The sequence below is a fragment of the Pseudomonas sp. TE31087 genome (assembly GCF_057284075.1).
The window spans coordinates 2,503,405-2,529,396 of record NZ_JBXVNN010000001.1; the positions used below are offsets into that span (position 1 = coordinate 2,503,405).

General features: G+C 67.6%; 18 protein-coding genes and 4 pseudogenes. 10 read left to right on the plus strand and 12 right to left on the minus strand.

The features are described from left to right. Positions 1 to 15: 15 nt before the first annotated feature. From ACZ899_RS11145 to ACZ899_RS11175, 7 genes and pseudogenes are all read right to left on the minus strand, one after another. A complete protein-coding gene (locus ACZ899_RS11145; protein ID WP_203647496.1) occupies positions 16 to 663 on the minus strand; it encodes a DNA repair protein in 648 nt (215 codons plus the stop codon). A 15-nt stretch (positions 664 to 678) separates the two neighbouring features. Further along, complete coding sequence (locus ACZ899_RS11150) at positions 679 to 2,379, minus strand: putative porin (protein ID WP_232856017.1); 1,701 nt, start codon at positions 2,377 to 2,379, stop codon at positions 679 to 681. Positions 2,380 to 2,417: 38 nt separating this feature from the next. After that, the gene (locus tag ACZ899_RS11155) at positions 2,418 to 3,092 is read right to left on the minus strand and encodes an energy transducer TonB family protein (protein WP_234561258.1); all 675 of its coding nucleotides are present in this window, start codon (positions 3,090 to 3,092) and stop codon (positions 2,418 to 2,420) included. An 8-nt stretch (positions 3,093 to 3,100) separates the two neighbouring features. Then, complete coding sequence (locus ACZ899_RS11160; RefSeq protein ID WP_050707632.1) at positions 3,101 to 3,526, minus strand: ExbD/TolR family protein; 426 nt, start codon at positions 3,524 to 3,526, stop codon at positions 3,101 to 3,103. Between the two features lie 10 nt (positions 3,527 to 3,536). Beyond that, positions 3,537 to 5,342, minus strand: a complete 1,806-nt coding sequence (locus ACZ899_RS11165; protein WP_234561259.1) for a DUF2341 domain-containing protein — start codon at positions 5,340 to 5,342, stop codon at positions 3,537 to 3,539. 33 nt (positions 5,343 to 5,375) lie between these two features. Next, positions 5,376 to 6,926 (minus strand): ShlB/FhaC/HecB family hemolysin secretion/activation protein, encoded by a 1,551-nt coding sequence (locus tag ACZ899_RS11170; RefSeq protein WP_234561260.1) that lies wholly within the window; start codon positions 6,924 to 6,926, stop codon positions 5,376 to 5,378. 280 nt (positions 6,927 to 7,206) lie between these two features. Continuing rightward, positions 7,207 to 7,609 (minus strand): annotated as a pseudogene (locus ACZ899_RS11175) (transposase); the annotation flags it as partial. Positions 7,610 to 7,905: 296 nt separating this feature from the next. On the opposite strand from ACZ899_RS11175, the gene ACZ899_RS11180 reads away from it, so the two are divergent. The 10 genes and pseudogenes from ACZ899_RS11180 (at position 7,906) to ACZ899_RS11225 (ending at position 20,365) form a co-directional block, all read left to right on the plus strand. Beyond that, entirely contained in the window at positions 7,906 to 8,865 is a 960-nt protein-coding gene (locus ACZ899_RS11180; protein ID WP_203647500.1) for an AAA family ATPase, read from the plus strand. A 4-nt stretch (positions 8,866 to 8,869) separates the two neighbouring features. After that, on the plus strand, positions 8,870 to 9,814 hold the full coding sequence (locus ACZ899_RS11185; RefSeq protein WP_203647501.1) for a DUF58 domain-containing protein: 945 nt from the start codon (positions 8,870 to 8,872) through the stop codon (positions 9,812 to 9,814). Further along, positions 9,811 to 10,305 carry a DUF4381 domain-containing protein gene (locus ACZ899_RS11190; protein WP_232856012.1) on the plus strand — a complete coding sequence of 165 codons (495 nt, stop codon included), beginning with the start codon at positions 9,811 to 9,813 and terminating at the stop codon, positions 10,303 to 10,305. The genes ACZ899_RS11185 and ACZ899_RS11190 overlap by 4 nt, the downstream gene beginning before the upstream one ends. After that, positions 10,298 to 11,125 (plus strand): annotated as a pseudogene (locus ACZ899_RS11195) (vWA domain-containing protein); the annotation flags it as partial. The gene ACZ899_RS11190 and the pseudogene ACZ899_RS11195, both read left to right, overlap by 8 nt. A gap of 173 nt (positions 11,126 to 11,298) precedes the next feature. Next, a pseudogene (locus ACZ899_RS11200) lies at positions 11,299 to 11,394 on the plus strand (hypothetical protein); the annotation flags it as partial. Continuing rightward, the gene (locus tag ACZ899_RS11205) at positions 11,371 to 13,089 is read left to right on the plus strand and encodes a vWA domain-containing protein (RefSeq protein ID WP_232856010.1); all 1,719 of its coding nucleotides are present in this window, start codon (positions 11,371 to 11,373) and stop codon (positions 13,087 to 13,089) included. The pseudogene ACZ899_RS11200 and the gene ACZ899_RS11205, both read left to right, overlap by 24 nt. Continuing rightward, entirely contained in the window at positions 13,086 to 14,711 is a 1,626-nt protein-coding gene (locus ACZ899_RS11210; RefSeq protein WP_234561262.1) for a BatD family protein, read from the plus strand. Before ACZ899_RS11205 ends, ACZ899_RS11210 begins: the two co-directional genes overlap by 4 nt. Before the next feature lie 184 nt (positions 14,712 to 14,895). Then, positions 14,896 to 16,134: an exonuclease SbcCD subunit D C-terminal domain-containing protein gene (locus tag ACZ899_RS11215; protein WP_203647505.1), complete on the plus strand. Its 1,239-nt coding sequence runs from the start codon at positions 14,896 to 14,898 to the stop codon at positions 16,132 to 16,134. After that, entirely contained in the window at positions 16,131 to 19,775 is a 3,645-nt protein-coding gene (locus ACZ899_RS11220) for an AAA family ATPase (RefSeq protein WP_234561263.1), read from the plus strand. The genes ACZ899_RS11215 and ACZ899_RS11220 overlap by 4 nt, the downstream gene beginning before the upstream one ends. Then, positions 19,772 to 20,365: a glutathione S-transferase gene (locus ACZ899_RS11225; protein ID WP_234561264.1), complete on the plus strand. Its 594-nt coding sequence runs from the start codon at positions 19,772 to 19,774 to the stop codon at positions 20,363 to 20,365. Before ACZ899_RS11220 ends, ACZ899_RS11225 begins: the two co-directional genes overlap by 4 nt. 157 nt (positions 20,366 to 20,522) lie before the next feature. Here ACZ899_RS11225 and ACZ899_RS11230 read toward each other — a convergent pair whose 3' ends face one another. The 5 genes and pseudogenes from ACZ899_RS11230 to ACZ899_RS11250 all read right to left on the minus strand — a co-directional run bounded on the left by ACZ899_RS11230 (position 20,523) and on the right by ACZ899_RS11250 (position 25,872). Further along, positions 20,523 to 20,699: a hypothetical protein gene (locus tag ACZ899_RS11230; RefSeq protein WP_167388412.1), complete on the minus strand. Its 177-nt coding sequence runs from the start codon at positions 20,697 to 20,699 to the stop codon at positions 20,523 to 20,525. A 270-nt stretch (positions 20,700 to 20,969) separates the two neighbouring features. After that, positions 20,970 to 22,101: pseudogene (locus ACZ899_RS11235) on the minus strand (lactonase family protein). Further along, positions 22,067 to 22,357: a DUF5629 family protein gene (locus ACZ899_RS11240; RefSeq protein WP_234561266.1), complete on the minus strand. Its 291-nt coding sequence runs from the start codon at positions 22,355 to 22,357 to the stop codon at positions 22,067 to 22,069. The pseudogene ACZ899_RS11235 and the gene ACZ899_RS11240 overlap by 35 nt, the downstream one beginning before the upstream one ends. 108 nt (positions 22,358 to 22,465) lie before the next feature. Beyond that, the gene (locus tag ACZ899_RS11245) at positions 22,466 to 24,859 is read right to left on the minus strand and encodes an efflux RND transporter permease subunit (RefSeq protein WP_203647508.1); all 2,394 of its coding nucleotides are present in this window, start codon (positions 24,857 to 24,859) and stop codon (positions 22,466 to 22,468) included. Next, positions 24,856 to 25,872 (minus strand): WD40/YVTN/BNR-like repeat-containing protein, encoded by a 1,017-nt coding sequence (locus tag ACZ899_RS11250; RefSeq protein WP_232856003.1) that lies wholly within the window; start codon positions 25,870 to 25,872, stop codon positions 24,856 to 24,858. The genes ACZ899_RS11245 and ACZ899_RS11250 overlap by 4 nt, the downstream gene beginning before the upstream one ends. Positions 25,873 to 25,992: the final 120 nt, after the last annotated feature.

Genomic DNA, 25,992 nt, shown 5'->3' on the forward strand with positions numbered 1-25,992 from the left:
TGCGTTGAGAAAACATCACTGGGTCACGCCCTTGGGGGCGTCGAACTGGCTTTCGTAGAGCTTGTCGCCGTAGGCCTGGGCCAGTTCCTCGAACTTGACCCGGGCGCCACCGGCGAACGGCTGGCGCATCTTCATGACATCGGCGATATCGACCTTCTCGTAGGCGGCCAGCATCTCCTTGGCCACCCCGTACATCTGCTGGTTGCGGGCCTGGCATTGCTGCACCTGGCCATCACGTTCGCCCAGCTGCGCCTGCAGGGTGGCGCGCTCGCTTTCCTTGGTGCGCGCCATTGCCAGCAGCTCGTCGTAGGCCTGCTTGTACTTGTGCAGTTGTTCGTTGCTGCTGGCCACCAGCGCCTGGGCCTGGCTGTGCACGGCCTGTTGCTGGCCGGCCAGTTGCTCGCTGTGACCGCGGGCCTTGGCCAGTTGCGCGGTCAGTTCGCGCACCTGTCCCTGGGCCGCGTCGCGCTGCTGCTCGGCCGCCTGGCGGGCGGCGCTGGCCTGGGCCTGCTCGCTCTGCAGGGCCTGCAGCTGTTGCGTGGTGCTGCGCAGTTGGGCGCGCAGGCGTTCCTCGAGGGTCTCGGCCGACGCCGAGGCCGCCAGGCTTGCGCCCAGGGCCAGCATCAACCAGGCGCAGCGGTGGCGATAAGCTCCCTTGTTCATGCCCGTGCTCCTTCCCTAGAACCGCGTGTTGACTTCAAGTTGTAGCACATCGATGTCAAACGGCGCGCCGTAGACCGCCTCGCTGCTCAACCAACGGGCTGTAGCGTAGACGTTGTCGGCCAGGCCGTAGTTGCCACCGAGGAAATAACCCTTGGCGTTGGTGCCGCCGAGGTGGAAGCTCGAGTCGTTGAAACCGTCCGGCAGCGCGTCGGGCTCAATGCGCTTGTAGCCGGCGAACAGGTTCCAGTCGCCGGCCTTGCGCATGTCCAGGGCGTTGCCCAGGGTGAACTGGAGCATCCAGGCGTCGCCGCCGCTCTTGATATTGCCGTTTTCGTCGACGTTGTTGGCCAACTGCCCGGCCGAGCGCTTGCGCATGTCGCCCTCGTCGTAGGCCAGGTTGTGGATGTAGTTGGCCTGGCTGCGCAGCTTGAAGTCATGAGGCAGGTCGGCGTCCCATACCAGGTTCAGGTCGAGCAGCTCGAATTCCGAGGCAATGCCGACGAACTGCGGCTGCGGCGTGGCCGTCGGGTTGGCCGGGTTCGGCGTGATGTCGCGCAGCAGGAACACGGTGTTGCCCTTCTGCATGAAGGTCGGCCGGCTCTCGTCGCTGTCGCAGGCCGGCTGGCCGTCCCAAGGGGCGCAGGGGCTGGAGCGCTCGCCGGCGATGTCATCGAAGCGGTAGTAGGCCATCGCGCCCTTGAGCCGGTTGTTGTCATTGAGCGCCCATTTCGCGCCCAGCTGCGCGCCGTACAGCCACTTATTGTCGCTGTCTTCCTTGTCAAAGCCGTTGCTGGTGGCGTTGTCGTCGCTGTACTGCACGGGGAATGCGCCGACGGTGCCGAACAGGCTGAGGTCGCGGCCCAGCGGCTGGTCGAACAGCGCCGCCACGCCGTCGAAGTTGAGGTCGTGGGAATACAGGATGTCGGTGGACATGAACGGATTGGCGATCCGCCCGCCGGTCAGTGTCAGGCGTTCACTCGGCGTCCAGGTGACGTAACCCTGGTCGAGCCAGATGTCCTTCTTGCCGAAGCCGCCACCGAGGTTCTGGGTGGTCGAGACCGGGTTGTTGTTGGAGCCGGTGGCGACGCGGATGCCGGCCACCCAGTTTTCCGCCAGCTGCGCCTTGAGGCCGAAGCGCGCCCGCAGGCGCAGGAGGCTGTCGCGGTCCTCGCGGGTGTTGAGCAAGGGCGGCAGGCTCGAGCTGCTGTTGGGGTTGACGTCGTAGGGGCCCTTTTCGTTGAGCTTGGCGAAATCGACGATCTCGTTGCTGTTGCCGTCGGCGTACGAGCGCGACTCGTAGCGCAGGCGCAGGTCACCGTCGAAGCTGATGCGCGAGGCCCAGTCGGGGAAGGTGTTGGGCGCGGCCCAGTTTTCCTGCTTGGCGGTGTTCATCACCTCGGCCTTGATCTCGTCGCGGATCTGCTGGCGGACGATCGCCGGCACATACTGCACGCGCACCTCGCCGTTGGCCGCCGGGGCCTGGGCGACAATCGGCGCGGCGCTGCCGGCGACGCGCGCCTGCTGGGCTTCACGTTCGGCCTGGGCGATCAGCGCATCGGCCTTGTCCTGCTTGAGCACGCCCTGCTCCACCAGCAGGCGGATCAGGTTGACGGTCGCGTTCTCCGACGGCGCGGCGTGGACGACGGTCGGACCGACCGCGGTGGCGGCGGCCAGCAGGCCGAGCGCCAGGGTCAATCGGTTGACTGGGCACTTCATGGGTTTGCAACTCCTGTGGGTCAGTCGTGCTTCGTTGTTCATGGCCGGCGCCCCTGCAGGGCGATCTTGACCGGCAAGGTCAGGTTGGCGGGCGGACGCTGGTCGAGGGCGCCGGCACCGCGCAGGGCGGCGAGCACCTGGGCGTCTACCTCCGGCTCGCCGCTGCCGCGCAGCAACTCGACACGGGTGATCTCGCCAGCGGCGCTGAGCCAGATCTCGGCTTGCAGGTTGAACACCAGGTTGCGCAGCTCGGGGTTGTCGCGCAGCAGGCGCTGGAAGGCGTAGGCCAGGTACTGGCTGTAGGTTCCGCTGCCCAGCCCCCCACCGCCGCCACCGGCCATGCCGCCGCCCTTGCCGGCGCCGACGTTGAAGCTGTCGCCGCCTGCTTGTGCGTCGCCGTCCATCTGCATCGGCTCGGCCAGGTCCTGGGCCGGGTCGGGCGCCTCCTCGGCGGGCTTGACCTCCTCGGCCTCGGGCACCGGCTGCGGCTCGACGATCTTCTCCTCGACCGGCGGCTCGGGCTCCTTGGGCGGCTCGGGCGGGGGTGGTGGCGGAGGGGGCGGCAACGGGATGATCGCCGGCACCTTGGGCGCCTCGCGGCGCACCCCGGCCATGTCGTTGGCCCACTGCCACAGCAGCCAGGCCAGGCCTACGCCGGCAACGGCGAGCACGGCCCAGGTCAGCAGGCGGCGGGGGTTGGCTGTACGTTCCATGCCTGTGCTCATCCCTGGTTCGGCTTGCCGGTGACCAGCCCGACCTGGGCCAGTTCGAGACGGCGCAGCAGGTCGAGCACCTCGACCACCTTCTGGTACTGCACGCCCGCGTCGCCGCGCACGATCAGCGGGAAGTCGGGGTTGCGCGCCTTCTCGCTGCGCAGGCGGTCCTCCAGCTCCTGCAGCGTCACCGGGTAGGCGTCGAGGAATACCTGGCCGGCGTCGTTGATCGAGATCGCCTTGGTCTTGGGCTGGGCCAGCGACACCGTGGCACTGGCCTTGGGCAGCTGCACCTGGATCCCCGAGACCTGCGCGGTGGCGGTGAGGATGAACATCACCAGCACCACCATCAGCACATCCACCAGCGGGGTGATGTTGATGCTGTCGACCGCGGCGTCGGCGTCGTCATCATGGGCGTTGTTCACGGATGCCATGGCTGCGCCCTCACGCCGGAACCGACGGGTTGACGCTGCGCCCGCCCGGACGCATCGCCGCTTCACCGGCCTGGCCCTCGCCGTGCAATTCGGCCAGGCGGGTGATGAACTCGTCGACGAACACCCGCATGTCGGCGCTGACCTCGCGGTTGCGCGTGGTCAGGCGGTTGTAGCCGAACAGCGCGGGGATGGCGACGAACAGGCCCATGGCGGTGGCCAGCAGCGCCGCGGCCATGCCCGGGGCGATGGCGTTGATGTTGACGTCGCCGGCCATGGCGGTGCCGAGGAACACCACCATGATCCCCAGCACCGTGCCCAGCAGGCCGATGTAGGGGCCGCCGGCGATGGCGTTGGACAGGGTCGACAGCTTCGACGACAACGCCTGGTTCTCGCGGGTGCGCACGCCGTCCATGGAGCAGCGGATGGCCTCGATGGTGGCTGCGGACACTTCACGGGTGTCGGCGCCCTGGGCGCGGCGGGTGCGCAGTTCCTGCACGGCCACCAGGTACAGGCGCCACAGCGAGGAGTCGGTCAGCCGCGCATGCAGGTCCTGATCGTCGGCGAACTGTTCCAGGCGTGTGCCGACCGTGGCGAAGCGCTCGCGAAAGCGAGTGTTGGCGGCGGTGACGCGGTTGAGGGTGCGCTGCTTGCGCAGCATGATCACCCACGACTGCACCATCATCAGCACCAGGATGGCGATGATCACCCAGGCGTCCACCGGCACCGCCTTGAGCAGGAAGCCCAGGCCGCCGAAGCCGAAGCCTGACTGCTCCTCGTCGACCCCGTACACCACCAGGCGCGACTCGGCGCCCTGGGCCAGTACGTCGGCCTGCAGGCTGGCCTGGCTGCGGGCCACGCGGGACAGGCGCAGTTCGTCCAGGGCACCCACGAATGGTGCGAATTGACTGGCCGCCTCGCCTTCGGTCGCCGGCAGGTCGCCGCCGACGCCGATGGCACCGCTGAAGGCCGCCAGGCTGGCGGCCAGGCGCGCCACCGGCTGGCCTTCGAGCAGCAGGCTCAGGTTGCCGCCCTCGCCCACCAGGGCCAGGTGTTGCCACTGACCGGCGCTCACGGCCTGGTTGGCGCTGGCGCGCTGGCCGTCGACCTCGATGAAAGGCACGCCCTGGGCCAGGCCCAGCAGCAGGCTGTGGCCGGCCTCGCGGCGGGCCAGCAGCAGTTGCTCGCCCACCGCCTGGTCCTGGCGCAGCCAGGCGCTGAAGGTGAATGCCGCGTCCGCTGGCAGTTGCAGCGAGGCGCTGGCTGGCAGTTGCAGGCCCTGGCCGCCGACCTGGATGGCCCGCCCGATCACGCCGTCGACGCTCACCGTCGGCCCTTGCAACTGATTGCCATAGGGGCTGGCGTCGCGGGCGGTGGCACCGTCGAAGTGGTAGAGCGCGGTGTAGTCGGCGTCGAAGCTGGGCTGGCCGACAGGCGCCTGGGCTTTCGGGTTGCCGTAGTACATCCACAGGTCCTGGCGCTGGCCCGCCTCTATGCGAGGCACATCCACCCAGATCAGCGCCATGCCCATCAGCGGATCGAACTGCTCGACATGGTGATTGAGCACGGTCTTGTCATCGGCGCTGACAAAGCGGATGTCCGCGCCGGTCTCGCTGACGCCGTCGAAGCTGAAGTTGCCGGTATGCAGGCGCACCAGCAGCGCGGTGCGCCCCAGCGCCTGGGTCAGGCCGGCGCCCTGGGGCGTGGTGTCCACGGCGATCTGCTTGCGGTACATCCAGTCGTCCTGCCACCAGGCGCTGGCGCTGCCCGGCAGGGCGAAGCCCAGGCACAGCAGCAAGGTCAATATCAGGCGTTGCATGAGAGGTCTCCAGGTCGATGCCGGTCAGTGAGTTCAGAAGGTCGCCTGCACGCTGAAGTGCACACGGGAAGCGTTCTTGTCGGTGTTGGGGCCATCCTTGAGCGGCACCGCCCAGTCGACGCTGCCGGACAGCCAGTCGTTGAGCGTGGCGCGAGTGCCGACGCCGACACTGGCCAGGCTGTAACGGTCGTCCTGCTCGGGCAGCGCGTCCTGCAGGCGCAGCTGGGCGCCTTCGGCGAACAGGTAGAAGCGCCAGTCGCTGATGTAGCTGCCGACGTAGCGGCCGATGGACGGGGTGCGCAGCTCCTGGGAGAACAGCAGGCCGTCGTCCCCGGTGCGCTCGGCGGCCAGATAGCCGCGCACCGAGGTGGCGCCGCCGGCGGCGAACTGTTCGTTCGACACCAGTGGCCCCGAGGCCAGCTGGAAGGCCAGCTTGGAGGCGCTCTGCCAGGAGCCTGCGAAGTCGAAGGTGTAGCTGCCGTCGCCCTTGAGCGCGGCAAAGCTGGAATCGGCGCGGTAGCGCTTGTAGTCGAACTCGGCGTCATCGCTGCCGTAGCCCAGCAGGCTGCGGGTGCCGGCCACCAGGCTCAGGCCCAGGCTCAGCTGGTCCTGTTCGGTAAAGCGGTAGCCGGTGTAGCCCAGGGTGATCGGGGCGTACTTGAGCGGGACCTTGTCGCTGCTGCCGCCCAGGCCGACCTGCTCGTCGAAGTCCTTGAAGTCCACGCCGATCGACAGGGCGTTGGCCCAGGCACCGACGCCGGGCAGGTTGTAGATCGCCGAAACGCCATAGGAATGGCCCTTGCCCAGGACGTTGGTGCCGCCCACCGTGGCGACGTTGCTGTCGGAGTGGTAGCCGGAGAACTGCACGGTCCAGCGCTCATTGAGCGGCGCGGCGTAGGAACCGGACCAGACCTCGGCGTTGTCACGGTCCTGGGGTGCGGTGAACCAGCTCAGCGAGACGCTGTGGCCGGCCTGCCAGAGGTTGTTGTAGCCCAGGCTGACGACGCTGCGCAGCTTCTCGGTGTCGGCGCTGTGGTCGTTGTTCAGGCCCAGGCTCAGGTTCCAGGGCTGCTTGTCCTCGACCTGCAGGTCGACGTCCATGGTGCCCGGGCGCTGCCCTTCGCGCACCAGCGGCATGACCTGCCGTCCCGGGGTGCGATTGAGGGTGGCCAGCTCGTCCTGCACCTGGGCGAAGTCGGGTACCTTGCCCTCCTCCAGTGCCGGGACCTGCTCGCGGATCTCCAACGGCGAGTAATGCCTGGCACCTACCACGCGCACGCGGCCGACCTTGGTTTCGCTCACTTGCAGGTAGACCACGCCGCCCTCGACCTTCTGCTCGGGCAGCTCGACGAACACCGACTGGTAGCCACGGGCCTGGTAGCTTTTCTGCAGGGCCTCGCGGGCGCCTTCGAGGTCGGCCAGGGTCTTGTCCGGCCCCAGGTAGGGATAGACCGCCTCTTCGATGGCCTGGGCGTCGAGCACCGTATTGCCGCGCACCACGTATTCGTTGATCTCGACCCGGCGCTGAGCCTCGTCGGCGGCCACGTTGCCCGCCAACAGGCACGCCAGCAGCCCTGCGCCCATGCCGCATCGCTTGAAGAAAAAATGCTCCACACCGCCCCCTTGAGCGCCAGGAATTCGTTGGGTTTCTAGTGGTTTGCGTCAGGCGCGGCCTGACCTTGGTGACGTGCCAGCCAGCTGTGCAGCAGGGCCAGGTTGAGGCTGAACTCGGGCATGGCCTGCAAGCTTGCGCCGAGCACCTCGTCGACCATGCGCTGCAGCAGTGACACGGCCATGGCACTGCCCAGCAGCACACCGAGGTCATGACTGAACAGGCTGAAGTTCCACACCCGCGACTTCAGTTCCAGGCCGGCGAACCAGCGGAACAGCAGGTTGTAGTTGAGTTGCTCGTAGAGCTGTTTCTCACTGGGCACCGAATACAGCAGCTGCAGCAGCAGCACGTGCATCAGCGTGTGCGGGGCGATGATCATGCCCTGCTGTTCGGCCAGCTGGGCCAGCGCGGTCCGGTGCTCGTCCAGCAAGGCTTCGATGCGCGGCTTGAGCAGCGCCAGCGAATGCCCGGGCGGCACGCAACTGGCCACCTCGCGCAGGGCGCCCTGCCAGTCTTCCTGGGAGACGATCCAGACCCAGGGCGCGCCGTAGCGGTAGACCGAGACCGGCTGCTTGCGCGCGGCCTCGACGATCTTCGCCAGGCGCTGGTCAAGCTCCTGCATTCCCACCTTCGTGTAGCGTTCCATAGTCCCCATCGCCCCGCTCCCAGGCCGTTCCCCAAGGCTCGACCGGCCTGATGGCCAGATGCCTTGTCGGTATCCATGGCTTTGACGGGGGTGGCGCTTTGCTACCGAAGTTTTGTCATGAAAGGTTCATCAGTGGGCCAGGCTTGCAGGCGAACGGCTCGCAACGTCTTCGGACCCCACTCGCTGCTTTACACTAATTTTGCAAACCGCCATTGGTCCCCGCACCCCCGGATGGATTAAAGTATCCACCCCCGCCCGGCCACCGCTCACAGCGCGCCAGGGCCCATCCCCAGGAACCGCCAACGATGGAACACCGTGAAGCGCTGATCGCGCTGCGCACCTTTCTCTCCTCCCAGATCCTCGGCCAGGAAAAACTGGTGGAGCGCCTGCTGATCGTGCTCCTGGCCGACGGCCACATGCTGGTCGAGGGCGCCCCGGGGCTGGCCAAGACCAAGGCCATCAAGGAGCTCGCCGAAGGCATCGAGGCGCAATTCCATCGCATCCAGTTCACCCCCGACCTGCTCCCGGCCGACATCACCGGCACCGAGATCTACCGCCCGGAAACCGGCAGCTTCGTATTCCAGCAAGGGCCGATCTTCCACAACCTGGTGCTGGCCGACGAAATCAACCGCGCCCCGGCCAAGGTGCAGTCGGCGCTGCTCGAAGCCATGGCCGAGCGCCAGGTCAGCGTCGGGCGCAGCACCTACGAGCTGTCGCCGCTGTTCCTGGTGATGGCCACGCAGAACCCGATCGAGCAGGAAGGCACCTACCCGCTGCCCGAGGCCCAGCTCGACCGGTTCCTGATGCACGTGAAGATCGGTTTCCCGGATGCCGCGGTCGAGCGGCGCATTCTTCTGCAGGCCCGCGGCGAAGCGCTGGGCGGCGAGGTGAAGCCCGAGCGGCGGGTCAGCCAACAGGCGATCTTTGCCGCGCGCAAGGAAATCCTCGGCCTGTACATGGCCGATGCGGTGGAGGAATACCTGGTGCAACTGGTCATGGCCACCCGCACTCCGGCCAAGTTCGACGGTGAACTGGCCGACTGGATCGCCTACGGCGCCAGCCCCCGTGGCTCGATCGCCCTGGACCGCTGCGCGCGTGCCCACGCCTGGCTGGCCGGGCGCGACTTCGTCAGCCCCGAGGATATCCAGGCGGTGCTGTTCGACGTGCTGCGCCACCGCATCATCCTCTCGTTCGAGGCCGAGGCGGCCGGGGTCGACCAGGACCGCGTGGTCCAGCGCATCCTCGACGTCGTTGCCGTCGCCTGACCCCATGCCCACCACCCCGCAGGCCGAACCCGGCATCCGCATCGGCCTGGCCGAACTGATCGACATGCGCCACCGCGTGCGCGAGATCCAGCTGTTTTCCCGGCCCGGCCAGCGCAGCCCGTTGGTGGGCCTGCACCACTCCAAGCTGCGTGGCCGCGGCGTGGACTTCGACCAGGTGCGTGTCTACCAGGCCGGCGATGACGTGCGCAATATCGACTGGCGCGTCACCGCGCGCACCCAGGAGCCGCACACCAAGCTCTTCCACGAAGAGCGCGAGCGGCCGATCTTCATCATGGTCGAACAGAGCCAGCGGCTGTTCTTCGGCTCCGGACTGGTGTTCAAATCGGTGCTGGCGGCCCAGGCCGCGGCCCTGTTCGGCTGGGCGGCGCTGGGCCACAACGACCGCATCGGCGGGCTGGTGTTCGGCGACAGCGAGCCCCACGAGATCAAGCCACGGCGCAGCAAGCAGAGCCTGCTGCAACTGCTCAACCGCCTGGCCAAGGTCAACCAGGCCCTGCACACCGAGGCCGTGCCGCAGCCCGACAGCCTGGGCCTGGCCCTGCGCCGGGCGCGCGAGGTGCTGCGCCCGGGCAGCCTGGCCATCGTCATCTGCGACGAGCGCGCCCTCAGTGCCAGTGTCGAGCAGCACCTGGCCATGCTGTCGCGCCACTGCGACGTGCTGCTGATGCCGATCAGCGACCCGCTCGACCATGCCCTGCCCGCCGCCGGCCTGCTGCGCTTCGCCCAGCGCGGCGCGCAACTGGAACTCGACACGCTGGATGCCAACCTGCGCCAGGCCTATCGCCAGCAAGCCGAGGCGCGCATCGAGCGCTGGGAACTGCTGGCGCAGAAACTGCGGGTGGTGCTGATGCCACTGAGCACCCAGAGTGAGATGATCGAGCAATTGCGCGAGTACCTGAACGCGCAGCGTCCCGGGAGTACCCGATGAATCCGCTGGACCAGCTGCAGCCGCTGATCGCGCCGTCGGCCATCGGCCTGTGGCCGCCCGCGCCCGGCTGGTGGCTGCTGCTGGCCCTGCTGCCGCTGCTCGGCTGGGGCGCCTGGCGCCTGCGTCGCTGGCGCCCGGGCAAGCGCAAGGTGGTGCGCGCCGAACTGCCGCTGGACCCGATCCGTGTCGAGGCTCTCGCCGAGCTGGCACGCCTGCCGCGCCCCTACGACGGCGCGCCGGCCGGCGCCTGGCTGCAACAGATCAATGCCTTGCTCAAGCGACTGTGCCGCAACCAGTACCCCGGCGCCAACAGTCACACCCTCAGCGGCCGTAAATGGCTGGCATTTCTCGACAACCGCTGCCCGGCCGCCGGCCTGACCCGTTGGATGGTGCTGGTCGAAGGCACCTACAAACCCGAGTGCAAGCTCGACGACAAGGCCATCGCCGGGCTCGCCCAGGCGGTCGAAACCTGGATCCGCAAGCATGTTTGAACTGGCCTGGCCGTGGATCTTCCTGCTGTTGCCGCTGCCCTGGCTGGCGCGCCTGGTGCTGCCCGCCGCCGACAGCGGCGAGCCGGTGCTCAAGGTGGGCTTTCTCGACGAACTCGAAGGCCTGGCCGGGCGCCGCGCACGATTGAACCTGCCGACCTGGCGCCAGCAGGCGCCGTTCATCCTGATCTGGCTGCTGCTGTTGCTGGCCGCCGCCCGTCCGCAGTGGCTGGGCGATCCGCTGCCGGTGTCGGCCAGCGGGCGCGACCTGCTGGTGGCGGTGGACGTGTCGGGCTCCATGGACTTCCCCGACATGCAATGGAAGGACGACGAGATCAGCCGCCTGGACCTGGTCAAGGCGCTGATGGGTGACTTCCTCCAGGACCGCCAGGGCGACCGTGTCGGCCTGATCCTGTTCGGCAGCCAGGCCTACCTGCAGGCCCCGCTGACCTTCGACCGGCGTACCGTGCGCACCTTCCTCGACGAGGCGCAGATCGGCATCGCCGGCAAGAACACCGCCATCGGCGACGCCATCGGCCTGGCGGTCAAGCGCCTGCGCCAGCGCCCGGCGCAGAGCCGGGTGCTGATCCTGATCACCGACGGCGCCAACAACGGTGGGCAGATCCACCCGCTGACCGCCGCCCGCCTGGCCGCCCAGGAAGGCGTGCGTATCTACACCATCGGCATCGGCGCCAACCCTGAGGCCAGCGGCACACCGGGCCTGCTCGGGCTGAACCCGAGCCTGGACCTGGACGAAGCCTCGCTCAAGGAGATCGCCGAGATCACCCACGGCAGCTATTTCCGCGCCCATGACGGCGCCGAGCTGGGCGCCATCGGCGACACCCTCGACCAGCTGGAACCGGTGGCCCAGCAGCCGACCCAGGCGCGCACCGCCCACGAACTGTATGCCTGGCCACTGGCCCTGGCGCTGCTGCTCAGCGTGCTGCTGGTGGTGGCCGTGCAATGGCCGGACAACCTGCTGCAACGCCTGCTGCGCAAGCCACGCTTCCTGCAGCCTCACCCGGAATGGCGCCAGCGTCTCAAGCGCCTGCGCCTGAGGAGGCGGCGATGATCGAACTCTGGCCACAATGGCTGCGCCCGCTCTGGCTGCTGGTGCTGCCCCTGCTCGGCTGGCTGCTGTTCAAGCTCTGGCACCGGCGCAAGCGCGCCGGGCGCTGGCAGCTGATCCTGCCGCAGCCGTTCCATGCGGTCTTGCTCGGCGGCGGCAGCGGCAGCACCAGCAAGCTGCCGTGGATCGCCCTGGGCCTGGCCTGGCTGCTGATCGTCCTGGCCCTGCTCGGGCCGAGCTGGCAGCGCCTGGAGGAAACCCGCCAGCGCCCGGCCGACCCGCTGGTGATCCTGCTCGAGCTGACGCCGCAGATGCTCGCCGAGGACAGCGCGCCGAACCGCCTGGAACAGGCCCGGCGCAAGGTCCTCGACCTGCTCGAGCACCGTCGTGACAGCCAGACCGCGCTGATCGTCTACGCAGGCTCCGCCCACACCCTGGTGCCGCTGTCCGATGACCTGGGCACCACGCGCAACCTGCTCGAGGCCGTCGACCCGTCGATCATGCCGCAGCCCGGCCAGCGTGCCGACCTCGCCGTGCACAAGGGCCTGGCCCTGCTCGCCCAGAGCGGCCTCGGCCAGGGCCGCCTGCTGCTGATCGGCTCGTCACTGAGCGAACCCGAGCGCGAAGGCATCCGCCAGGCCCTCGGGCGCCAGGGCCCGAGCCTGCTGATGCTGGGCGTCGGCAGCGGCGAAGGCGCCCCGGTGCGTCAGGCCAATGGCGAGTACCTCAAGGACGATCAGGGCGGCATCCTCCTGCCACGCCTGGACAGCGCCTCGCTGAAGAGCTTCATCGGCTCGACCGGCGGGCGCTACCGCCACGCCCGCATCGACGACCTCGACCTGCGCGGCCTGGGCCTGTTCGACAACCCGCGGCTGCTGCACAACGATGGCCAGACCCTGCAACTGGACAGCTGGGCCGACCAGGGCTACTGGCTGCTGTTGCCCCTGCTGCTGCTCGCCGCCTGCGCCGGCCGGCGTGGCTGGCTGTTCTGCCTGCCCCTGTTGCTAGCCCTGCCCCAACCGAGCCAGGCCTTCGAGTTCAACGACCTGTGGCTGCGCCCCGACCAGCAGGGCCAGCGCCTGCTGGAGCGGCAACGCCCCGCCGAGGCAGCCCGGCACTTCGAGGACAGCCAATGGCGCGGCATGGCCTTGTACCAGGCCGGCGATTTCGAAGGCGCCGCTGCCGCGTTTGCCCAGGCCGGCACGGCGGCCGCCCACTACAATCGTGGCAACGCCCTGGCCCGCGCCGGCGAGCTGGAGGCGGCGCTGGACGCCTATGAGCAGGCGCTGGAGCGCCAGCCCGACCTGAAGGCGGCACTGGACAATCAGGCCCTGGTCCAGCAATTGTTGCAACAGCGCCAGGCCAGCGCCGAGACACAACCGAGCAACGCCGATGCCCAAGGCACCCCCGGCAACGAGACCGAAGGCAACAGCAGCTCGACCAGCAGCCAGGCCCAGGGCACGCCCGGCAGCGACGAACAGGCCCAGGGCCAGCAGAACGGCGACAGCCAGGGCAACGCCCAGGCCCCGCCCGGCGCTGCCGGCGGCGATGACGACAACCTCACCCAGCCGCCCCAGCGGCCGCTCTCCACCAGCCTCGACGCCGAACAGCGCCAGGCCCTGGAGCAATGGCTGCGGGAGATCCCCGACAACCCGGCGGAACTGCTGCGGCGCAAATTCTGGTACGAACAGCAATTGCATCAGGAAACCCCACGATGAGTCGCCTCGGCGTCTTTCTCCTAGGCCTGTTGTGGAGCCTCGCGGCCCAGGCCGAACCGATCCTGCAGGCCAGCGTCGACCGCACGCGCCTGGAAGCCGGTGAAACCCTGGAACTCACCCTCGAGAGCCAGGACGTCACCCAGTTCGGCAAGCCCGACCTGCGCACCCTCGAACCCGACTTCGAGGTGCGCGGCACGCGCCAGCTCAACAGCCTGCACACCCTGGACGGCGAAACCCGCGCCAGCACCCGCTGGATCATCACCCTGCTGCCCCGACGCAGCGGCAGCCTGCGCATCCCCGAGCTGCAGCTGGGCCAGTCGCGCAGCCAGGCCATCGAGCTGCAGGTGCAGCAGGCCGACAGCCAGCGCCCCGACGCGGCGGCGCAGGTGTTCGTCGAGGCCACCCTGGACAGCAGCGAGGTCTATGTCCAGGCCCAGGCCGTGCTGACCCTGCGCATCTACCATTCGGTGGCGCTGTACGACGACAGCAGCCTCAGCCCACTGCAGCTGGAAAACGCCAAGGTCGACCCGCTGGGCGAGTCGCGCACCTATGAGAAAGAGATCAACGGCGTGCGCCACGGGGTGATCGAGACCCGCTATGCGATCTATCCGCAACAGAGCGGCAGCCTTGACGTGCCGCCGCTGCGCTTCACCGCCACCGCCGCCGACAATGGCGAACAGCCGGCCGGCACACCGCGGGTCGGCCGCCAGGTGCAGGTCAGCTCGCTGCCGCTGCGCCTGACGGTCAAACCGATCCCGGCCAGCTACCCGGCCGACCGCCCCTGGCTGCCGGCCCGCAGCCTGACCCTGGAAGAACACTGGAACCCCGACCCGGAGCGCCAGCCGACGCAGATCGGCGACTCGCTGACGCGCAACATCACCGTGCGCGCAGAGGGTCTGTCGAGCACCCAGTTGCCGCCACTGCCGGCTACCGAGGCCACCGGCCTGCGCCGCTACCCCGACCAGCCGTTGCTGCGCAACGAGATCGGCGAACGCGGCATGGTCGCCAACCGCGAGGAACGCGAGGCGCTGGTGCCGACCCACGCCGGCGAGCTGGCCCTGCCGGCGCTGGAGGTGACCTGGTGGAACACCCGCGAAGACCACCTGGAGCACAGCAGCCTGCCGGCCCGCACCCTGAACGTGCAGGACAACCCGGCCCTGAGCGCCGACACCCCGGTCGGCGACGGCAACCTGAGCCCCGGCCCGCTCTGGCCCTGGCAGCTGGCCACGCTGGTCCTGGCCCTGACCACCCTGCTCGGTTTCACCCTGTGGTGGCGGGCCCGCTCGCAACCGGCGGTGCTGCGCGCGGCACAGACCGGCCCGAGCCCGCGCACGCTGCTCGACGATCTCAAGCGTGCCTGCCAGGCCAACGACCCGCAGGCCACCCGCCAGGCGCTGGACGCCTGGGCCCGGCAGCAGCCGGAAACCCTGGCCGAGATGGCGGCGCGCTTCGTGCCGTTGTCCGATGCACTGGATGGGTTGAATGGCGCGCTGTACAGCGAGAGTGGCCAGTACTGGCACGGCGACGAGCTGTGGCGCGCGATCGGCGCGATTCCGCCGGCCGAGCAGGTGCTGGCGCCGTCGGGTGAAGCGGGTAGCTTGCCGCCGTTGTATCCGAAGTAGCCGAGCATGCCTTGAGCCTTGCAGGGTGTTCGAGATCGAGCGCCGCACGGGCGGCGCTCGATCTCATCGGCGCTGCAACTCTTTCGCCAGACACATAGGGAACGCCACTCGGTGCCCGCCCCGCGATGAGTTACCATAGCGCCCTTGTCCATAAGCCCCCTGCCGCTCACCCAACGGATCTTCCATGCGTCTGTTTCATACCTCCGACTGGCACCTGGGTCAAAGCCTGCACGGCCAGGAACGCGACTTCGAACACGCCTGCTTCATCGACTGGCTGCTCGGCCAACTGCGCCTGCGCCAGCCCGACGCGCTGCTGATCGCCGGCGACATCTTCGACACGGTCAACCCGCCGGTCAAAGCCCAGGAGCGCCTCTACGACTTCATCGTCCAGGCCCACGAGCAACAGCCCAAGCTGGACATCGTGATGATCGCCGGCAACCACGACTCCGGCTCGCGCATCGAGCTGCCGGCGCCGCTGATGCGCCGCCTGCGCACCCACGCCCTGGGCCGGGTGCACTGGCTCGACGAGGGCCAGCTGGACACCGAGCGGCTGCTGATCCCGTTGACCAACGCCCGTGGCAAGGTCGGCGCCTGGTGCCTGGCCCTGCCCTTCCTGCGTCCGGCCGAAGTCACCGGCCCCGCGCTGGGCGACGACTACCTGCAGGGCATCAACCAGGTCCATGAGCAACTGATCGCCGCGGCGCAGAAGAAGCGCAAGAAAGACCAGGCGCTGGTCGCCATCAGCCACGCGCACATGGCCGGAGGCAGTATCTCGGAGGACTCCGAGCGCAGCCTGATCATCGGCAATGCCGAGGCCCTGCCGGCCAAACTGTTCGACAAGGCCATCAGCTATGTCGCCCTCGGCCACCTGCACAAGCCGCAGAAGGTCAACCGCGAGAACCGCATCCGCTACAGCGGCGCGCCGATCCCGTTGTCGTTCGCCGAGATCAACTACCCGCACCAGGTCCTGGAAGTCGAGCTGGACGGCGCCGAGCTGGTCAGCATTGAGCCGCGTCCGGTACCCCGCGCGGTGGCCCTGCAACGGGTCGGCCCGGCGCCGCTGGGTGAACTGCTCGAACAGCTCGGGCAACTGCCGGTGATCGACCTGCTCGAAGACCCCAACCGCCAGCCCTGGCTGGAAGTACGGGTGCGCCTGGACGAGCCGCAGCCCGACCTGCGCCAGCAGATCGAAGGCGCCCTGCAGGGCAAGGCTGTGCGCCTGGTGCGCATCAGCGCCGAATACGCCGGCAGCGGCCGCGCCGAAGACGACGAGCAAGCCTTCGTCGAGCTGGCCCAGATGACCCCGCAGGACCTGTTCGGCCGCGCCTGGGAGCAGGCCTACGGCAACCCCGCCGACGACCAGGCCCTGGCCGATTTCGCCGAATTGCTGCAGGACGTCCTGCAAGAGGAGGAGCAGGCATGAAAATCCTCGCCATCCGCCTGAAAAACCTGGCCTCGTTGGCCGGCCCGGTCGATATCGACTTCACCGCCGAGCCCCTGGCCAGCGCTGGCCTGTTCGCCATCACCGGGCCCACCGGCGCCGGCAAGAGCACCCTGCTCGACGCCCTGTGCCTGGCGCTGTTCGGCAGCGTGCCGCGCCTGAACGACATCGCCCGGGAAGCCAAGGTGCCGGACGCCGACGGCGAGATCCCCACCTCGGATCCGCGCAATTTGCTGCGCCGCGGCACCGGCAGCGGCTTCGCCGAAGTCGATTTCGTCGGCATCGACGGCGGCCGCTACCGCGCCCGCTGGGAAGCCAACCGCGCCCGCGAAAAAGCCACCGGCAAGCTGCAGAACAGCCGCCAGAGTCTCTACGACCTGGACAGCGAGCAGCTGCTGGGCAGCGGCAAGAACGAATACAAGCAACTGGTCGAGGCCCGCCTGGGCCTGAACTTCGAGCAGTTCACCCGCGCGGTGATGCTGGCCCAGAGCGAATTCGGCGCCTTCCTCAAGGCCGACGACCGCGAGCGCAGCGAACTGCTGGAAAAACTCACCAACACCGCGATCTACACCCGCCTGGGCCAACGCGCCTTCAGCAAGGCGCGGGAAACCGGCGAGGTTCACAACGACCTGAAGAAGCAGGCTGAACACCTGCTGCCGATGGAAGCCGAAGCCCGCGCCGCCCTCGACCAGGCACTGGAACAGGCCCAGCAGCAGTTCAAGGCCGAACAGGCGCGCCAGCGCCAGCTGGAACAGCAACGCACCTGGTTTGCCGAACAGCAGCGCCTGCAGGCCCAGCACAGCGAAGCCGGCACGGCCCTGCAAAATGCGCAACACGAGTGGCAGCAACTGGCCGAGCAACGCGTCGACCTGCAACGCCTGGAGCGCCTGGCGCCCCAGCGCCACCAGTTCCACCGCCAGCAGCACCTGGCCGGGCAACTGGCCCCGGTGCTGGCCGATATCGACCAGCAACTGCGCCAGCAAACTGAACTGCAGCAACACACCGACGCGCTGCAGCAGGCTCTGGAAACGGCCCGCCAGCACCTGGTCCAGCACCAGGCCCTGCACGGCGAAAACGCCCCGCGCCTGCGCCAGGCCTTCGCCGCCCAGGGCGACCTGACGCGCCTGGACAAGGAGCTTGCCGAACAACGGGAAGCCTGCACCCAGGCCGAACAGGAAGTCGATGCAGCCCAGCAGCAACTGCAGCAGCTGGAAGACAACCAGCAGCGCAGCCTGGAGCAACTGGCCCAAATCGACAGCGCTCTGGCCGAAAGCGAACCGCTCGGCAGCCTGGCCGACGCCTGGCAGGCCTACCTGCCGCAACTCAAGCAGGTGATGCTGATCGGCGGCCGCCTGGCCAAGGGCCGCGAAGAGCTGCCCGGCCTGCAGGCCCAGGCCAGCCAGGCCAACGCCCAGCTGCAAGCCCAGCGCGAACATTTCGAGTTGCTGTTCCGCGAGGCGGGGGCCGAACCCCAGGCGCTGGCCGAGCAGATCGACCTGCTCGGCGCCATGCTCCAGGACAACCGCAAGCAGCAACGCGCGGTCGAGGAACTGTCGCGCCTGCATGGCCGCGAAATGGAACTGCGCAACGGCCTCAATACACTGCGCGAGCGCCAGCAACAGGCCATGCAGCAGCGCCAGCAACTGATCGGCGAAGGCACGGCGGCCAAGGCAGAACTGGAGGGCGCCGAGCAGGCACTGACCCTGACCCGCCAGCTGCTCGAGCGCCAGCGCCTGGCGCGTAACACCAGCGTCGAGGAACTGCGCGCCCAACTGCGCGATGGCGAGCCCTGCCCGGTGTGTGGCAGCGCCGAGCACCCGTTCCATCAGCCCGAAGCGTTGCTGCACAGCCTCGGTCGCCACGACCAGGCTGAGGAAGCGGCGGCGCAGCGGCAGGTCGAACAGCTCAATACCAGGTTGGTGGAGCTGCGCACCGAGTTGGGCGTGGTCAACGCCCAGCTCAAGGACTACCAGCAGCAACAGCAGCAGTTGGGCGAGCAGTTGCAGCCCGTGCTCGAGCAGGTTCAGGCCCATGCCCTGTGGCCAGCGCTGGCGCCGCAGGACGACAGCGCCCGTGGCAAGTGGCTCGACGGTCAGCTGCGCCGCCTCGGCGACGAGATCGACCGCGACGAGAAACGCCAGGGCGCCCTGCTCGCCCTGCAAAGGGATGCCGCCCGTCTCACCCAGCAATTGCAGGCCGCCGGCGAAGCCCAGCAACAGGCCCAGCGCCACCTCGACCAGCAGCACCAGGCCCTGGCCGCCGACGAGCAACAACTCGCGCAGGCCCTCGAAAGCCTCGAAAGCGTGCTGCCCCCGGACATTCTCCAGGCCCTGCGCGACGACCCGGCAAATGCGTTCCTCGGCCTCGACCAGCAGATTGCCCAGCGCCGCCAGCAACTCGACCTGCGCAAGGACGAGCTGGAAGAACAACAGGCTCGCCAGGTCCAGCTGGACAAACAGCGCGATCAGCAACAGGCACGCCTGCACAGCCAGCAGCAGCTGCAACAGAAACTCGCCGTGCTGGAGGAGCAACGCCACAAGGCCCAGGCCACCCTGGGCGAGCTGCTCGGCGACCAGCCCAGCGCCGAAGCCTGGCAGCAGCACATGGACACCCAGTTGGAACAGGCCCGCGCCGCCGAGGCAGACAGCGCCCGGCAACTGCAGGCGCTGCACACCCAGGGCGTGCAACTGGCCGGCGAGCTCAAGGCCAACCAGCAGCGCCAGCAGGCACTGGAGCAGGAGCACCAGCAGCTACAGGGCGAAATCGCCCGGTGGCGCAGCGAACACCCGGAGTTGGACGACGCCGGCCTCGACCGCCTGCTGGCCATCGACGACAGCCAGGTGGGCGAGCTGCGTCAACGCCTGCAGGCCGCAGAAAAAGCCGTCGAGCAAGGCCGCGTGTTGCTAGGAGAGCGTGAGCAGCGACTGCAGCAACACACTGCCCAGGCCCACGGCGAGTTGCCCGTCGAAGCGTTGGAAACCGCCCTCGCCGAACTGGCCGCACAGCTGGCAGCCCAGGAGCAGCAATGCGCCGAGCTGCGCGCCCAACAGGCCGAGGACCAGCGCCGGCAACAGGCCAGCCAGGCCCTGGCCGAACAGATCGAACAGGCCTACCAGCAATGGCAACGCTGGGCACGTCTGAATGCGTTGATCGGCTCGGCCTCGGGTGATGTGTTCCGCAAGATCGCCCAGGGCTACAACCTCGACCTGCTGCTGCATCACGCCAACAGCCAGTTGCGCCAGCTGGCCCGGCGTTATCGCCTCAAGCGCGGCGGTAGTGCCCTGGGCCTGCTGGTGCTGGACACCGAGATGGGCGACGAACTGCGCTCGGTGCATTCGCTGTCGGGCGGCGAGACCTTCCTGGTGTCGCTGGCCCTGGCCCTGGGCCTGGCATCCATGGCGTCGAGCACTCTGCGTATCGAATCGCTGTTCATCGACGAAGGCTTCGGCAGCCTCGACCCCGAGTCGCTGCAACTGGCCATGGACGCCCTCGACGGCCTGCAGGCCCAGGGGCGCAAGGTGGCAGTGATCTCCCACGTGCAGGAGATGCACGAGCGCATTCCGGTGCAGATCCAGGTGCGCCGCCAGGGCAATGGCCTGAGCGACGTGGAGGTGTGCGGGTGATCCTCTACTCGTTCCGTCGCTGCCCCTGGGCCATGCGCGCGCGCCTGGCCCTGCGCTACGCCGGCTGCGACGTGCAGGTCCACGAGGTGAAGATGAAGGAAAAGCCGGCCGGGCTGCTGGCATTGTCGCCCAAGGGCACGGTGCCGGTGCTCGATACCGGGGATGCGGTGCTGGAGGAAAGCCTGGACATCATGCGCTGGGCGCTCACCCAACATGATCCAGAAGACTGGCGCCTGCAGGCCGACCCCGCTGCCGCGCAACAGGCCGAAACGCTGATCACGCGCAACGACAGCACCTTCAAGGCGCAGGTGAACCTGTACAAGTACGCCGAGCGCTACCCCGAGCACACCCGGGCGTACTACCGCGCCCAGGCCGAACCCTGGCTGGCCGAGCTGGAACGCCTGCTCGAAGGCAGGCCCTACCTGCTGGCCGCTCACCCGAGCCTGGCCGACGCCGCCTTGCTGCCCCTGATGCGCCAGTTTGCCGGGGTCGAACCCGAATGGTTCGCCGAGGCGGCTTATCCGCGGTTGCGGAGCTGGTTGCAGGGCTGGCTGGCATCGCCGCTGTTCAAGGCCGTGATGGCCAAGTGAGACAGCGTATCGCTCAAAGCGCCAGGATCGGCGCGGACATCAACAACAGCACTACCGCCGTGATACGCCACATCATGCTCTGCCCCTTTGGAGAGTCAAAAAATTAGCGTCAAATTAAATCACGTGGCGTTGTGCTATTACCAATGGCTTTACACACTCAATTGGCATGCTTGCTCAGGGCGGCATGGAAATGCGCGCTCTGCTGCAGGTACTTCTGGGTGTAGCTGTGGGTGTTCGATGCCTTGGCGCTTTGCTCCAGTTGGGCGTGGGCCGGCAGCACGACGGAGGCGGAGATGGCGGAAGCGGCGATGACCGGGAAGAGATTGAAGTTCATGTGGGCTGACCTCGACTTCGGTGGTTGACGTTAGCCCGTTGGGGCCTTGGGTCAAAACTTACGCCGATGCATCTGCCTGGAAAAATTCATTGCAGCAGTAGCGGATATCACGCCTATCGATAATTGGACACGCGCCCCCTGTAGGAGCGGCCTTGTGCCGCGAAAGGGCTGCACAGCAGCCCCGGCGATTGATGCATTAACGCTGAAATCCTGGGGCCGCTCTGCGGCCCTTTCGCGGTACAAGGCCGCTCCTACAGGGCAAACGCAGGTTCATTCCAAAAACTTGAGATCCGAAGGCGCCTGCTGGGGCAGTTTCTGCACCGTATCCCCCAACTTGCCGCTGCGCGGATCGCGGCGCATGACCACGATCTGGTTGCTCTTCTGGTTTGCCAACCAGCAGGTAGTTGCCATCCGGATCGAGGGCAAACTCCCGGGGATGGTCGCCCTCCACCGAGCGGCGCTGCAGCAGGGTGAGCCGGCCATCGTCCTTACCCACGGCATACACCACGATCTCGTTGGCGGTACCACGGTTGCTGACATAGAGGAAACGCCCATCGGCCGACAGGTGCAGGCCGCCAGCGGCCTTCGCCGCAGCGTCCTTGCTCTCGGTCAGCGGCAGGCGCTGGCGTTCAGTCAACGCGCCGTCCTGCACATCGAACACCACCACCTCGGCGCTCATCTCCAGGGTCAGGTAGGCATGCCGACCCTTGGCGTCGAACAGCAGGTGACGTGGGCCGCTACCCGGAGGCAACTCGACCACAGGCGGGATCGCCGGGCTCAGCGGATGCTCGGGGCTGGCGCCGTCGTAGCGGTAGATGAACACCTTGTCGGCGCCCAGGTCGCTGGCGTACAGGTGGCGGCCATCGGGCGACAACACCAGCGAATGCACATGGGCACCGGCCTGGCGTTCGGGATTGACCTTGCTCGGCGCATGCCGGGCCTGCTGCACCACCGGCTTGAGCTTGCCGTCCCGGGCCACCGGGATCACCACCAGGCTGCCACCGGGGTCGGGGGCAACGGCGTAGTTGGCAACGAACAGGTAGCGCTGGTCGTGGCTGAGGCTGGCGTGGGTCGGCTCGTCGCCCTGGCTGGGCACCTGGTTCAGCAGCTTGATCTCACCCTGCTTGCCCAGCGAGAAACTGCTGACCTGGCCCTTTGGCGTTTCATTGACCGCGAACAACTGGCGCTGGTCGGCGGACAGCACCAGCCACGAGGGGCTGACGCTCTTGACCACCTGCCGGGGCTTGGCGTCGATCTGGCCCGTGCGGGAGTCAAAATCGTAGCGGTAGAGCCCTTCGCTGCCGTTGTCGGTGTAGCTGCCCACCAGCAACGTGGCGGCCTGGGCATTGACTGACAAAGCCATGAGGCTAGCGGTCAGCAGGCGTGTCCATTTCCTGTTCATCGTCTTCTTCATCCGGGGCACGAAAAGCACTCATACAGACTAGACGATGCTCGCCTTTGTCACTGACCAGGCTCCAGTCATCGCCCGCGCCGGTGGCGGCGGTGATCTGCTCGGGGTTGAAGGTCCAGCGACGCAGCTGGCGGCCGTCCATGCACTCGATGGTTAGGCCGGATGCGTCGAAGGTGAAGTCGAAGGCGTGCAGGCCGTCGATCAGGAGCATGTCGCAGGATGCGAGGGCGGTGGCGAGGGTGGTCATGGAGGCACCGATTGAGAAAAATGGCCACCATTATACGCATCGCGGGGCAAGCCCGCTCCCACGCCAGGTAGGTCGTGGGAGCGGGCTTGCCCCGCGATCGGGCCTCGGTCAGTGAGCGAAGATCGACCCGCCCTCCTTGCCCGCCAGCTTCTCTGGCTTGATCAGGAACCGCGCCAGCGCCGGCAGCAGCCACAGGGCGCCGAACATGTTCCACAACAGCATGAAGGTCAGCATCAGGCCCATGTCGGCCTGGAACTTGATGGCCGAGAAGATCCAGGTGCACACGCCGATGGCCAGGCACAGGCCGGTGAACAGCACTGCCTTGCCGGTGGAGCGCAGGGTTTCGTAGTAGGCCTCCTGCAACGGCAGGCCGGCGCGCAGGAAGCTCTCCAGGCGGCTGTAGATGTAGATGCCGTAGTCCACGCCAATGCCCACGCCCAGCGCCACCACCGGCAGCGTGGCGACCTTCACGCCGATGCCCATGAACGCCATCAGCGCGTTGCCCAGCACCGAGGTCAGCACCAGCGGCAGGACGATGCACAGCGTCGCGGCGAAGGAGCGGAAGGTGATCATGCACATCACCGCCACGCAGATGTAGACCAGGATGAGGATGGTCAGCTCGGCCGACTTGATCACTTCGTTGGTGGCCGCCTCGATGCCGGCGTTACCCGCCGCCAGGAGGAACTGCAGGCCGTCCTTGTTGTGGCTGTCGGCAAAGGCCTTGGCCGCGGCGGTGACCCGCTCCAGGGTCTCGGCCTTGTGGTCGTTGAGGAACACCAGCACCGGCGCCAGCGAGCAGTCGGCGTTGTACAGGCCATCGGCGCGGGCGATGGAGTTGTTGAGGATGTCCGGGTTGCGCGACAGGGTTTCCCATTTCAGGCTGCCCTCGTTCATGCCCTTGATGACCTGTTTCGACACGGTCACCAGGGAAATGGTCGACTGCACCCCCGGGGTGTTGTCCATGGTCCACATCAACTCGTCGATCGGCGCCATGGTCGAGTGGATCGAGCAGCTCTCGGCCGGGGTCTTGACCATGATCACCAGCACATCGGAACTGGTCGAGTAGTTGCTGATGATGAAGCTGTTGTCCTGGTTGTAGCGCGAGTCCGGGCGCAGCTCCGGCGCGCCCTGGTCAAGGTCGCCGATCTTCAGGTTCTGGCTGTACCAGAGGCCGCCGGCGAAGGCCAGCAGCGCCAGCACCACCGACACCGGCGCCACCTTGGCGCTGGCGAAGTTGGACAGCAGGCGCCAGAACGGGTGCTCGCGGGTGGCGTCCTTCTTGCTGCGGGCGATGGCCTTCTGGCTGATGCCGACGTAGCTGATCGCCACTGGCAACAGGATCAGGTTGGTGAAGACGATCACCGCCACGCCGATCGAGGCGCCGATGGCCAGCTCGCGGATCACCCCGATGTCGATGATCAGCAGGGTGATGAAGCCCACGGCGTCGGCGAGAATGGCGATCATCCCCGGCAGGAACAGCTGGCGGAAGGTGCGCCGCGCCGCGGTCAGGGCGTTGTCGGCGTCGCTGGACTGCAGGGCGATGCCGTTGATCTTCTGCACCCCGTGGGAGATGCCGATGGCGAAGATCAGGAACGGCACCAGCATCGAGTACGGGTCCAGGCCGAAGCCCACCGCATGCATCAGCCCCAGCTGCCAGACCACCGCCACCAGGGTGGTGATGAGCACGGCGATGGTGCTGCGGATGCACCAGGTGAACCAGTACAGCAGCGCCCAGGTGATCACCAGCGCCACGCCGAAGAACATCGCCACCATCACCAGGCCGTCGATCAGGTCGCCGACCTTCTTGGCAAAGCCGACGATGTGGATCTTCACATTGGGGTTCTGTGCCTGGAACTTGTCGCGGATCTTCTCTTCCAGCTGATGCGAGAACTGCTGGTAGTCGAGCTTGACCTGCTTGCCCGGATCCTGCGGATCGGGGTGGCTCTCCAACAGCGGAATGTCGATGATGCTGGACTTGAAGTTGTTGGCCACCAGGCGCCCGACCTGGCCGGACTTGAGCACGTTGTCGCGCAAGGTGTCGAGGCTGTCCTGGGAGCCGTTGTAGGTGTTGGGGATCACCTCGCCGCCGGAGAAGCCTTCCTCGGTGACCTCGCTCCAGCGCACGCTGGGGCTCCACAGCGACTTCAGGCCGGCACGGTCGACGCCGGGGATGTAGAAGACTTCGTCATGGATCTGGCGCAGGGTCTCCATGTAGTCCTTGTCGAAGATGTCACCCTTGGTCGACTCCACCGACACACGCACGGTGTTGCCGAGGTTGGCCAGGTCGTTACGGTGCTCGAGCATCTGCTCGATGAACGGATGCTGCAGCGGGATCATCTTCTCGAAGCTGGTGGAGGGGCGGATCTGCGTGGCCTGCCAGAACAGGAAGATGCTCACCAGCACGCAGATGGCGATGACGATGGGGCGGTTGTTGAAGATCAGGCGTTCCAGCAGGGTGGCCTTGTCCTTGTGCTGCATGTCGAAGCTCTCCCGGCTGGTCATGGACGCGCCTCCTGGGTGCCGTCGGCCGAGGCCAGGTGCACGCCCCCTTGCCCTACCAGCAGCAGGCCGCCGCCGCCCAGGCCGCTGACGCCCGACAGGGCGATGCGGTCGGCGCGGTTGCGCACGCTGAAGGTCTGCCCGTCATCATGGCTGCGCAGTACGCTGCCGCCGTTGCCGACCAGCACCAGGCTGCCGTCTTCGAGAAGCGTAGCGCTTGCCAGGCCGAATTCGAGCGGGCCGCGTTCGGCCTTGAGCTCGATCGGCTGCCAGCTGTCGCCGAAATCAGTGGAGCGGAACAGGTTGCCGCGCAGGCCGTAGGCCAGCAGGGTGTTGGGCTGGGCGGTGCCGATCACGCCGAACAGCGAGCCCTCGTAGGGCCCCTGGACCTTGGTCCAGCTCTGGCCGGCGTCGCTGGAGCGGAACATGCCGCCCTGCTCGCCGACGATGAACAGGCCGGCGTCCTTCACCAGGGTGATGGCGTTGAGGTGCAACTGCTCGGGGTTGTCCAGGCGCTCGGCGACGTCCTGCCAGTGCTGGCCGCCATCGAGGGTTTCCAGCAGGGCACCGTAGGCGCCCACGGCGAAGCCGTGCTGCGGGTCGAGGAAGCGCACATCGAGCAAGGGGGCTTCGCGGGACAGGTCTTCGAACTGCTTGCTCCAGGTCGCGCCGCCGTCGCTGCTGGCGAGGATCTGCGCGTCGTGGCCGACGGCCCAGCCGCGCTTGTCGTCAAGGAAGAACACCGCAGTGAGCAGTTGCCGGGTGGGGACCCGGGCCTGGGTCCAGGTCTGGCCCTGGTCGTCGGAGAACAGAATGTGGCCGCGGTCGCCGACCACCACCAGGCGTTGCCCGGCGTGGGTGGCGCCGATCAACAGGCTCTGGCTGGCCTTGGCCGACTCTACCGAGTATTCCTCGGCGGCCACCGCCGCCAGGACTTGCCCGGCCCCGATACTCAGCGTCAGCGCCAGCATCGCGCTGGCCGCCAGGCTGTAGCGTGCCCTTGCCCGCTCTCTCATGACTGCCCCCTGTTGTGTTCTTGTGGTGGGTCAATCTATTGCCAGGTACTGCGAAAACCCTGTTCCAGAGCCCTGGAATAGCTTCGGGTCATCGTATCGGGGTTGTTCGGCGGAACACAA

Excerpts from the sequence above, each read along its gene's own strand:
- ACZ899_RS11145 (WP_203647496.1), bottom strand. The coding sequence starts at position 663 with ATGAACAAGGGAGCTTATCGCCACCGCTGCGCCTGGTTGATGCTGGCC.
- ACZ899_RS11150 (WP_232856017.1), bottom strand. The coding sequence starts at position 2,379 with ATGAAGTGCCCAGTCAACCGATTGACCCTGGCGCTCGGCCTGCTGGCC.
- ACZ899_RS11155 (WP_234561258.1), bottom strand. The coding sequence starts at position 3,092 with ATGGAACGTACAGCCAACCCCCGCCGCCTGCTGACCTGGGCCGTGCTC.
- ACZ899_RS11160 (WP_050707632.1), bottom strand. The coding sequence starts at position 3,526 with ATGGCATCCGTGAACAACGCCCATGATGACGACGCCGACGCCGCGGTC.
- ACZ899_RS11165 (WP_234561259.1), bottom strand. The coding sequence starts at position 5,342 with ATGCAACGCCTGATATTGACCTTGCTGCTGTGCCTGGGCTTCGCCCTG.
- ACZ899_RS11170 (WP_234561260.1), bottom strand. The coding sequence starts at position 6,926 with ATGGGCGCAGGGCTGCTGGCGTGCCTGTTGGCGGGCAACGTGGCCGCC.
- ACZ899_RS11180 (WP_203647500.1), top strand. The coding sequence starts at position 7,906 with ATGGAACACCGTGAAGCGCTGATCGCGCTGCGCACCTTTCTCTCCTCC.
- ACZ899_RS11185 (WP_203647501.1), top strand. The coding sequence starts at position 8,870 with ATGCCCACCACCCCGCAGGCCGAACCCGGCATCCGCATCGGCCTGGCC.
- ACZ899_RS11190 (WP_232856012.1), top strand. The coding sequence starts at position 9,811 with ATGAATCCGCTGGACCAGCTGCAGCCGCTGATCGCGCCGTCGGCCATC.
- ACZ899_RS11205 (WP_232856010.1), top strand. The coding sequence starts at position 11,371 with ATGATCGAACTCTGGCCACAATGGCTGCGCCCGCTCTGGCTGCTGGTG.
- ACZ899_RS11210 (WP_234561262.1), top strand. The coding sequence starts at position 13,086 with ATGAGTCGCCTCGGCGTCTTTCTCCTAGGCCTGTTGTGGAGCCTCGCG.
- ACZ899_RS11215 (WP_203647505.1), top strand. The coding sequence starts at position 14,896 with ATGCGTCTGTTTCATACCTCCGACTGGCACCTGGGTCAAAGCCTGCAC.
- ACZ899_RS11220 (WP_234561263.1), top strand. The coding sequence starts at position 16,131 with ATGAAAATCCTCGCCATCCGCCTGAAAAACCTGGCCTCGTTGGCCGGC.
- ACZ899_RS11230 (WP_167388412.1), bottom strand. The coding sequence starts at position 20,699 with ATGAACTTCAATCTCTTCCCGGTCATCGCCGCTTCCGCCATCTCCGCC.
- ACZ899_RS11240 (WP_234561266.1), bottom strand. The coding sequence starts at position 22,357 with ATGACCACCCTCGCCACCGCCCTCGCATCCTGCGACATGCTCCTGATC.
- ACZ899_RS11245 (WP_203647508.1), bottom strand. The coding sequence starts at position 24,859 with ATGACCAGCCGGGAGAGCTTCGACATGCAGCACAAGGACAAGGCCACC.
- ACZ899_RS11250 (WP_232856003.1), bottom strand. The coding sequence starts at position 25,872 with ATGAGAGAGCGGGCAAGGGCACGCTACAGCCTGGCGGCCAGCGCGATG.